Raw genomic sequence first — 9,411 nt, 5'->3', positions numbered from 1 at the left:
TCACCAAAGTGTGCAACAAACAGGGTAGTGTCCAACCAATCCGCTGGAGTGTGCAACCAACCTGGCGAAGTGTCCAATAAACTCGCTGGAGTGTGCAACCAACCCGGTGAAGTGTCCAACCAACTCACCAAAGTATGCAACAAACAGGGGAGTGTCCAACCAATTCACCGAAGCGTCCAACCAATTCGCTGGAGTGTGCAACCAACTTGGCGAAGTGTCCAACCAATCCGCTGGAGTGTGCAACGAACTGGGTGGTGTCCAACGAATCCGCTGGAGTGTGCAACCAACTTGGCGAAGTGTCCAACCAATCCGCTGGAGTGTGCAACCAACCTGGTGAAGTGTCCAACCAACTCACCAAAGTATGCAACAAACAGGGTAGTGTCCAACCAATTCACTGAAGCATCCAACCAACAACCCACATCACAATTCAACAATTTCCAACAAAATGAAAACAGCCCTGATTTCACGGGTAATACCCGGAAACCAGAGCTGCTTCATAATGCAATCATCTACCAATTGGCCAATCAAACGGCAACGAACCTGGAGGTGAGTGTTTCAATATATCAATTACTGGAATTGTGTAGGCGAACAGGATCAGTGCAATTGTAATCCCAATCCACAAATACCAGTTTTCAAGAATTTTAGGTGTAGGCTCTGCATCGTCTTCTTCTACGGCAATCGGATATTCTTGAACGCCGCGTGGTGCGAAGAATGTAAGCTGGATGAAAATATAGACCATCAAGAGAATGCCGATGAACAGAATTGTTCCGCCAACAGCTTGCGCAATCTGGTAATTAATCCACGTAGCGACTTGTTCGCCGCCTGCATATTCTGAGAAGCTAGAGCGACGTGGTCCGCCAAGTAATCCTTGGATATGCATAGAACCTGACATGATCGTCATACCAAATGTCCAAATAAACGTTTGAATAATCCCGAGTTTATTCAACCTCGGAGTCAATCTTCTACCAGTCAAATGAGGAACGAGCCAATACGTAATCCCGAAAAATGTCAAAATGACTGTTGTTGCAGCAGTTAAATGGAAGTGACCTGTAATCCAAATTGTATTATGGACAAGCGCATTCATTTGGTGGGATGCGTTAACAATACCGCCAGCACCACCTGGAATGAATGCCGCCATACCGATGAATGGCGCTAGGAAACGTACATCTTTCCATGGAAGTTTTTTGAACCAGCCGAATAAGCTCTTAAAGCCTTTTCGTCTGCCTGTTGTTTCAAATGTAGCGAAAATCGAGAACGCGGTCATTAACGACGGAATAACAACCATGAATGTCAGCACAACTTGAATGAACTTCCAAGTCGGGTCAATACCGGGTTCTGTCAATTGGTGATGGAAACCAACTGGAATCGAGAACATTAGTAATAGAATGAAGGCCATTCTAGCCAGAGCGTCACTGAATAACTTTCCACCGATTATCTTTGGAATAACAACATACCATGCCATATAAGCTGGAAGTAACCAGAAGTAAACGAGTGGATGTCCGAAATACCAAAATAGTGTACGGCTTAGTAACACGTTGATTGTCTCAGCGTACCCAAGTGACCAAGGGATGAACAGCACTAGGACAGATGTTGCTACGCCGATTGTAGCGATGAACCACATAAGCATATTGATAATAACCATGAATGCAGGCAAAGGTGATTTTTCACCTTTATGTGCTTTCTTCCATACATAAAGCTGACGGAAGTTAACGAATGCAGCAATCCAACTACCGATAATAACGAGTGCTAAACCGATGTAAAATGCCGGATGAGCTCGAAGTGGTGCATAGAATGTATACAATACGGAAGCTTCACCAACAAGAATCGTAACAGCAGCCATGATAGTTCCAATCAGCATTACCCAAAAGGACAGCCATGCGACTTTCAACTGTTTATCTGAAATGCCGACTGTTTTTCCCATGAGAGAGAACTGGAAACCAATGATGAAGAAGGTCGTTAAGACAAGCCCTAGTATGACACCGTGAACAGTCAGGATTGTATAATAATCGATATTAAACGGCAATGTGTATTTACCAGACCGTACAAGTGTCTGCAATAGGCCCATCAGTCCTCCAATTAGAAGGGAGATGTACGTAACCCACATGAATGCCATATATAATCTGGATTCTTTTTTAGAAAGCGGTAATTGAACCTTAGTCATTATTCATACACCTCCACTGTTCCGTACATCTGGTGGTGACCGATGCCGCAGTATTCATTACAGACAATCGTGAATTCGCCAACGTTTTTCATAACAGCTTCGTAACGGCTGATATGGCCAGGTTCGACCATCATGTTGACGTTCGTTCCAGCTACTTGGAAGCCGTGGACTACGTCTTTTGTTGTGATTTGATAAAGGACAGTGGAACCTTTTGGCACGCGAATCGTTTTAATAGCATTACCTTCCGTGTCTTTACCAAAATCATAGTTGAACGCAGAAGCAACGATATTGACGATATATTTGCCGTCAGCTACTTCACGGATGCCGAGATTTTCAGGCTTGAAAGCGTCGTGCGCTTCCACGTTTTGTGGATCGATTGTTTCAATATGGCTTTGTGGGTGCGTCCCTTTCCAGAAAGCAGCGAAGCCGATAATTAGTAAGAATAGGACGAGTGAAGCCATTCCGAAAACAAGCCAAATCTTTTCATATTTATGCAAATGCATATGTAACCCTCCTGATATAATTATTATCTAGATAAAAATAGCGCATAGAACCCGAACCAAGATACTAGAATGAAGACTCCCAACAGCATGACGGCAATGAAAGTACCTTTCAAACTATGTGTAGATTCATGCGGATTGGGTTGGTGTTGCACTGTATTTCTTTTCCCCATTGTTACACCTCCTATTTCCGGCGAAGTGAATTCGCTGTCTTACCTTTATCATAGTCTTCAGGTTTAATATGGGAATTAGGGAAAACCCTATGTCTTTGGATAAAAGGCTGGGTTTCACAAATTGTTCACGCATTCTTCATAAGTTTCCTGTATCGATTCCCTATTTTTCTATGATGAAGGCAAAAGATGGATTGTGTAAGAAGAAGATGGTATGTTAGGTTCCATTAAAGTTGACCAGACTGTTTAGGGAAATTACAATTAAGCGTGAGCAAAAACTTAACGGAAGTTGGTTGATCTATATGAAAAACCCGAAAATTATAAAAGTTGAAAGCCCGGAACAAGGCGCAGAACAAGTTTACGAAATCATTAAAAATGAACTTGAAAGTGGCCGTCTACATGTACTCGGCTTGGCGACTGGAAGTACGATGGTTCCTGTTTATAATAAATGGACTGTATCGAATCTTGATTTCTCGAATGTTGTCACCTTTAATTTAGATGAGTATATCGGAATACCAGAATCAAGTCCGAACAGCTACGCCTATTTTATGAATGAGCATCTCTTTGATAAAAAAGAATTTAGAAAAACAAATATTCCCGATGGAATGGCGGAAGATTTGGCTGAAGAATGTGCCGCTTATGAAGATCTCTTAGAAGAGTACCCGCTGGATATCCAGCTACTTGGAGTAGGGGAGAATGGCCATATCGCTTTCAACGAACCTGGACTTCCTTTCGATTCGGTTACGCATGTAGCGCAATTGACGGAATCTACGTTGGGTGTGAATAGCCAGTACTTCCAAAATGATGAAAAAGTTCCTGGATCAGCTTTGTCGATGGGGATCAAGTCGATACTAGGTGCGAAAAAGCTGGTTTTACTTGCATTCGGTGAAAAGAAACGTGCAGCTATCACGAAGTTGCTTGAAGGGAACGTAACAGTTGAATGGCCGATCACGAAATTATTGGACCACGACGATGTAATTGTTATTACAGATTTAGATATTTAATGAAGCTAACCTAAAAGGTGGGTGCCTACAATTGTAGGCACCCACCTTTTTAGGTATATAAAAAGAAGAAAGTTAGTGTTGATTTTGATCTGATACACTCGAAATAGACTGATTCTCGTCAGTTTTATCAGCAGGATGTTGCTCGTCGGGTAGTGCTCGTTGATTGTCATTGAATTTATTTTGCGTGAATCTACTTTCTTTGCTGGATTTCCCGGCAGTCCGTTCTTGGTCTTCTGATAGGTGAAACCGGCTGTTTTCTTGAATAGGTTCATAATCACCTGCTGCGTGATCGAGAGATGGATTACGAGTATAATTTCTAGCGGGAAATTTCTTATCTGTTTTTTCGTTACCTAGCCAGCCATGGGCTTTTTCTTGTGCATCAAGAAAAGACTCTTTCGTATTATCTGAAATGTCATCTTCATGTTTCACTTCAAACGCCTCCCATCAAATTAGATGCTACTTAACTAAATTCCCGTTCTAAAAAACTATAAACCCTTATGAAAAGAAAATAATGTTTCAGGAACCTACTTTAATACAGGTAGTGTAATAGACTTGTTACACAACTGTAATGTAGGGGGCGCATAAAGCGTGTTATTCTTGTAACAGATCATTATTTCAGACAAATTAAACCTTTGGGGGAACATATGAAACTTACATTTACAATCAAAAAATCCATTACAATTATAGCTATGTCATTTCTATTGCTCGTCGCACCTTTCGCTGGACAAGTCGAAGCTTCGTCTAAACCGGCTGGAATTTCAAAAACTGCAACAAGCCTAATTGGTGTCAAGTACAGCTATGGTGGTAGCACAACAAGTGGGTTTGACTGTTCGGGGTACGTATCATATGTATTAAAGCAGCATGACGTCAAAGTATCGCGTACAGCGGCTAGTATGCATGCATCAGGAACTTCTGTGAGTAAAACGAACTTAGAAACGGGTGACCTCGTATTCTTCAATACATCAGGCAACCGAGTTTCGCATGTTGGCATATACATAGGTGATGGTAAATTTGCACACGCATCGACATCAAGAGGTGTACGCGTTGATAAGTTGAATGACCCTTATTATTGGGGTGAACGCTACGTTGGTGCAAAACGCATTTCAGGTGTGAATGCAGTTGCTTCAGCCAATTAATACAAAAAACGACAGCACTGAGCGTCCTAAATAGGGCACTTGGCGCTGTCGTTTTTTTAATATATATGTCCGATATCACGTCTGTTGATTAACCAAAAGTAACCAGTAACTAACTTGGTCACACCCTGCCCGCTACTTGTATAGTTGCGCTTTTGGATAGCTTTGGATTGAATGGACTTCTATTACGATTACCGAGATGTTTGGATGTGTAGGGATGCGACTTTGTCGCATCCCTACACATTTTCTTCGTTAATCGTATGGTGGTCCTTCATCCGTCGCGCTCCAAAAGTATACGTACACAAAGTGATGAAGCTTTTTGGGACGAAAGAATAGCTGGCTTCTTACCTGGAGAAAAGCCGCCAAAGATGCAATTTTGGCGGCTGATGCTTTCTATATGGTTTTTTCTTTTTTTAGTAAAGAAATATCACTTTCTATAAGACATCACATGAATTAGATGCATAATCTTTACTAAAAGTAAGCAAGGAACGCATTGTACAATGTGCTAGAGTGCCCGAAATTGCATCTTCGGGCACTGACACTCTCTATAGAATGTCATCTATTTTTTCTTCCAAAACAACTGCATTTTTCACTTGAATAGTGTAGGAACGCGATAGGCAACTATTCACAACAGGATTACTGAAAAAAGTTTGGCTAGAAGTGACGGAGTCACTTCTAGCCAAACTAGGATCTCTCAGTAAATCTGTCATGAGTAGTTAGCCGAAAGCGGGCCGAAAATAGTCCAGTGAAAATGGAGGTTATCAAGCCCTTCCCACCGGTATTTTATGCGAATAAATGGTTAATCAACAGTCGTGGTCCGATATATATATATAGGCCTTCATTTGTTCAACATAAATAGCAATAAAAAGGGCGGCACATCAGAATCAGAATGTAACTGATTTGAATGTGCCGCCTTTATCTTCAAGCCTTCCGGGAGGGATTGAACTGCATCCCTCCTGCTTGTCGGGGCTGAACAGGCGCTTCCGCTTTTGTTTCGTCTAGACTCCAGCGCCTAGCCCCTCGAGTCGCTTCAGTCTTGCTGATATAGGCAAAGACCGCCTTTATCTTCAAGCCTTTCAGCGCTTGTCGGGGCTGAACAGGCGCTTCCGCTTTTGTTGTTATGCGTTTTGTTGTGGTACACGAACTGTCCAGCGAGATAAGTCTGGCTCATCTTTTTGAATCATTTCTTTTGGATAGATGAACGTCCACGGTTTTGATGTGTTTGCTTTCACGGAAAGAGGATCAAGGGCGAATGAACCGCTAGCAACTAGATCGCCGGATGCATCAATCAGTTCTAGTGGAAGCTTCTCAATGTTGATTTGTTTCGAGTGACCATTACGGATAAATACAGATGCTGCGATACCGCCGTCATCCTGTTTTTTTACTTGGAATCCACTAATGTTTACTTCACGTGGTTTCAATTTCGGAAGACCTTCGACAACCTTTGTCAGTCCATCTTTTTGCTCTTCCGTTAAACCGTCTTCCCATGTTTGCTCTAATTCTAGTTTGTGTGGCACCATCGATTGGACGTTAAATGCCAGTTTCCAGTTTTCGGTAGGTGGCTGTTCTGCAAAGATATTTTCTTTTGTGAAGACGAATACCCAAGGTCTTGCGCTACGTGCCGGAATATCGCCGAGCTCTTTTAAATCGAATTCGTCGGAAGCAAGTGTTTTACCTTCTTCATCAAGCAGCATCAGTTCGACTGATCCAACTGAAATCTGTTGGTCTAGGGAAGAACGGAAGAATGCTTTAACGAGCCAGCTACCATTAGCAGGTTCGATGTCGATGTCGATGCCTGAAAGGGAGATTTGGTTTGGTTTAAGTGGTTCTAGCTCATTCGAAAGGAAGCGGAAAACGTACTCCTGCTCCTGAGGAACATTCCATTCAGGGTGAAGAGAGAGCGTAGTTTCGACCTCATCCGTATTTGTCGATGCGTTTACACCGTCAATAATTTCTTCGGAACCGATTGTGCTATCCGAGCCTGTCTTTTCGGTTTTCTTGAAAAATGAGAATAGTTTCATTGTTGTACCTCCTGTTGTTGTGTAATAAGTTTCATAAAGTTAATAACTTCAGATGCGATGTTGCGGCGCAGTTTTTGATAATGACGCCCGAACAACTCGAGTCCTTCACGCTGATAGATCCGCATAGGATCCTCTTGTCCATATGAACGGAGTCCGATACCTTCTTTTAAGCGTGTCATAACTTCCAAGTGCTTGACCCACATCGTGTCAATATGGGACAGCATGACTTGTGGGATCATCTCATTGATCTGTTCATCGTCTGCGAATGAATCGATGAAGCTGAGCAGGTCAGTAAGTGGAGCATCATATAGTTTGACGATATCAGCTGTCTTTTCAAGCGTCTGTGGAATTACGACAGGTTCCAATAACAGGCTGTTCATTGTGCGTTCAATGCGTTCGAAATCCCAATTGTTTGAAGGTTCTTCATCCGGGCAACTATCGAAAATGACAAATTCTACTGTCTCGGAAAGCATCGTTTTTAATTGTTCAAGGATACCTTCGCGGTCCAGGACGTTATTGCGAAGCGTATAGATGACTTCACGTTGGTCGTTGATGACGTCGTCGAGTTTCAAGTTGTATTCACGCATCGCATAGTGGGCGCCTTCTACGATACGCTGTGTCCGTTCTGTCAGTTCATCCACATCGGGATTTTGCACAAGACCGTCTTCATTCGTCGTTACTTTTTTGAGGAACTTCTCAAGCTCTTCTTTAGCAAATCGCTTGAACATATCATCTTCGAGAGATAGGAAGAAGTGGCTCTCACCATGGTCACCTTGTCTTCCAGAGCGTCCTCGTAGCTGGTTGTCAATACGACGGCTTTCGTGCTTTTCTGTACCAAGTACAAAAAGTCCGCCAATTTCTTCAACCTTTTCACCTAGCACGATATCAGTTCCGCGTCCAGCCATGTTTGTCGCGACTGTAATTTGACCGAGTTGTCCTGCAAGAGAAATCAAATCTACTTCCTGTTCGACACTTTTAGCGTTCAATAAGTTATAAGTAAGTTTGTATTCATCTAAATACGCCACTACTTTTTCAGATTGTAAAATGGATGTTGTGCCGACAAGGACGGGTTGTCCTTTTTTATGACGCTTAGCGACTTCTTTCGCCATCGCCTTATATTTCTGGTCAATCGTTTTGTATACTTGGTCAGGTGAATCGATACGTGCACGCGGACGATTTGTTGGAATTTGGATAACTTCCATACCGTACACTTCGCGGAATTCTTTCTCCTGTGTTTTAGCCGTACCCGTCATTCCGCACAGTTCTTTATACATTCGGAAGTAGTTTTGGATTGTAATTTGTGCTTGCGCTTTATTTTCCTCAGTGATTGGCAGTCCTTCTTTTGCTTCAATCGCCTGGTGTAAGCCGTCTGAAAGTGTGCGTCCTTCCATAATTCGACCCGTGAACATATCGACGAGTTCAATTTTCTCTTCTTTTACGATGTAGTCAACATCACGTTCAAAGATGACATGTGCACGTAATGATTGAATCATATAATGATAGAGCGTTTGGTGCTCCAATTCATATAAATTGTCGATGCCAAATGCTTTTTCTACTTTCTCGATTCCAGTATCGGTAAGGGAAGTTGCTTTTGTTTCATCATCGAAGTCGAAATCGACCCCTTTTTTGAAACGTTTTGCAAGACGGGCGGCAATGTGATGAAGATCTGCATCCGCTTGCATTTTACCAGCAACGATTAATGGTGTTTTTGCTTCATCAACAAGAATACTGTCAACTTCGTCGATGATTGCGAAATGGTAGGGACGTTGAACTTTTTGCGACAATTGATGCGCCATATTATCACGTAAATAGTCGAAACCGAATTCCGTTCCCACTCCGTACGTAATATCCGCATTGTAAGCAGCTTGTTTTGCGGGACCTTGCATCATCGGTACATTCAAACCGACTGTAAGGCCAAGAAAACGATGAATTTGACCAATTTGTTCATAGTCTCGCTTCGCAAGATAGTCATTCACGGTAATAACGTGGACACCTTTACCTTCAAGTGCGCGTACATACGATGGCAGGGAAGCGACTAGTGTTTTACCTTCGCCTGTCGGCATTTCAGCAATGTTTCCTTCTGTCAATACAAGGCCACCAATAAGCTGAACATCGAAATGCCGCATGCTAAGGATTCGCTTGGATGCTTCACGAACTACAGCAAAAGCATCTGGAATAATAGATTGGATCTTTTCTCCAGATTGGATTCTCTCCTTAAATATATCAGTCATACTTGTTAGTTGTTCGTCTGACATTGGTTCGTATGTAGCTTCTAATTTATTTATTTGTTGGACAATCTTTCGGTATTTTCGAAGTTGTCTCTCGTTCGTCTGATTTGAACGTCTGAATAGTGATAGCATTGGATGAACGCTCCTTTTTTCCGATCCCTTTAAAGGACCCGTCCCCATTTTACCAAAAAGAA

10 protein-coding genes are annotated in these 9,411 nt (G+C 42.4%); 2 read left to right on the top strand and 8 right to left on the bottom strand.

The annotated features are described in order from the left end of the window. The 5 genes from I2484_RS16405 to I2484_RS16385 all read right to left on the bottom strand — a co-directional run bounded on the left by I2484_RS16405 (position 1) and on the right by I2484_RS16385 (position 2,834). On the bottom strand, positions 1–168 hold the full coding sequence (locus I2484_RS16405; protein WP_207152129.1) for a hypothetical protein: 168 nt from the start codon (positions 166–168) through the stop codon (positions 1–3). Further along, complete coding sequence (locus I2484_RS16400) at positions 165–407, bottom strand: hypothetical protein (RefSeq protein ID WP_207152128.1); 243 nt, start codon at positions 405–407, stop codon at positions 165–167. The genes I2484_RS16405 and I2484_RS16400 overlap by 4 nt, the downstream gene beginning before the upstream one ends. Before the next feature lie 98 nt (positions 408–505). Further along, entirely contained in the window at positions 506–2,161 is a 1,656-nt protein-coding gene (locus I2484_RS16395) for a b(o/a)3-type cytochrome-c oxidase subunit 1 (protein WP_207152127.1), read from the bottom strand. Continuing rightward, the gene (locus tag I2484_RS16390; RefSeq protein ID WP_207152126.1) at positions 2,161–2,664 is read right to left on the bottom strand and encodes a cupredoxin domain-containing protein; all 504 of its coding nucleotides are present in this window, start codon (positions 2,662–2,664) and stop codon (positions 2,161–2,163) included. Before I2484_RS16390 ends, I2484_RS16395 begins: the two co-directional genes overlap by 1 nt. A gap of 23 nt (positions 2,665–2,687) precedes the next feature. Continuing rightward, positions 2,688–2,834 carry a cytochrome c oxidase subunit 2A gene (locus tag I2484_RS16385; protein WP_207152125.1) on the bottom strand — a complete coding sequence of 49 codons (147 nt, stop codon included), beginning with the start codon at positions 2,832–2,834 and terminating at the stop codon, positions 2,688–2,690. Between the two features lie 299 nt (positions 2,835–3,133). Between I2484_RS16385 and I2484_RS16380 the strand changes: the two genes are divergently transcribed. Beyond that, on the top strand, positions 3,134–3,835 hold the full coding sequence (locus I2484_RS16380; protein ID WP_207152124.1) for a glucosamine-6-phosphate deaminase: 702 nt from the start codon (positions 3,134–3,136) through the stop codon (positions 3,833–3,835). Between the two features lie 72 nt (positions 3,836–3,907). Here I2484_RS16380 and I2484_RS16375 read toward each other — a convergent pair whose 3' ends face one another. Beyond that, entirely contained in the window at positions 3,908–4,264 is a 357-nt protein-coding gene (locus I2484_RS16375; protein ID WP_207152123.1) for a hypothetical protein, read from the bottom strand. A gap of 215 nt (positions 4,265–4,479) precedes the next feature. On the opposite strand from I2484_RS16375, the gene I2484_RS16370 reads away from it, so the two are divergent. Further along, positions 4,480–4,971 (top strand): C40 family peptidase, encoded by a 492-nt coding sequence (locus tag I2484_RS16370; RefSeq protein ID WP_207152122.1) that lies wholly within the window; start codon positions 4,480–4,482, stop codon positions 4,969–4,971. A 1,115-nt stretch (positions 4,972–6,086) separates the two neighbouring features. Here I2484_RS16370 and I2484_RS16365 read toward each other — a convergent pair. Then, the gene (locus I2484_RS16365; protein ID WP_207152121.1) at positions 6,087–6,989 is read right to left on the bottom strand and encodes an accessory Sec system S-layer assembly protein; all 903 of its coding nucleotides are present in this window, start codon (positions 6,987–6,989) and stop codon (positions 6,087–6,089) included. After that, a complete protein-coding gene (gene secA2 / locus I2484_RS16360) occupies positions 6,986–9,349 on the bottom strand; it encodes an accessory Sec system translocase SecA2 (protein ID WP_207152120.1) in 2,364 nt (787 codons plus the stop codon). Before secA2 ends, I2484_RS16365 begins: the two co-directional genes overlap by 4 nt. Positions 9,350–9,411: the final 62 nt, after the last annotated feature.

It is taken from the genome of Sporosarcina sp. E16_8 (genome assembly GCF_017347095.1).
In the GTDB taxonomy this organism is placed as follows: Bacteria; Bacillota; Bacilli; order Bacillales_A; family Planococcaceae; genus Sporosarcina.
Note: the sequence above shows the minus strand (reverse complement) of the source record. Positions and strands in the feature narration are given on the sequence as shown.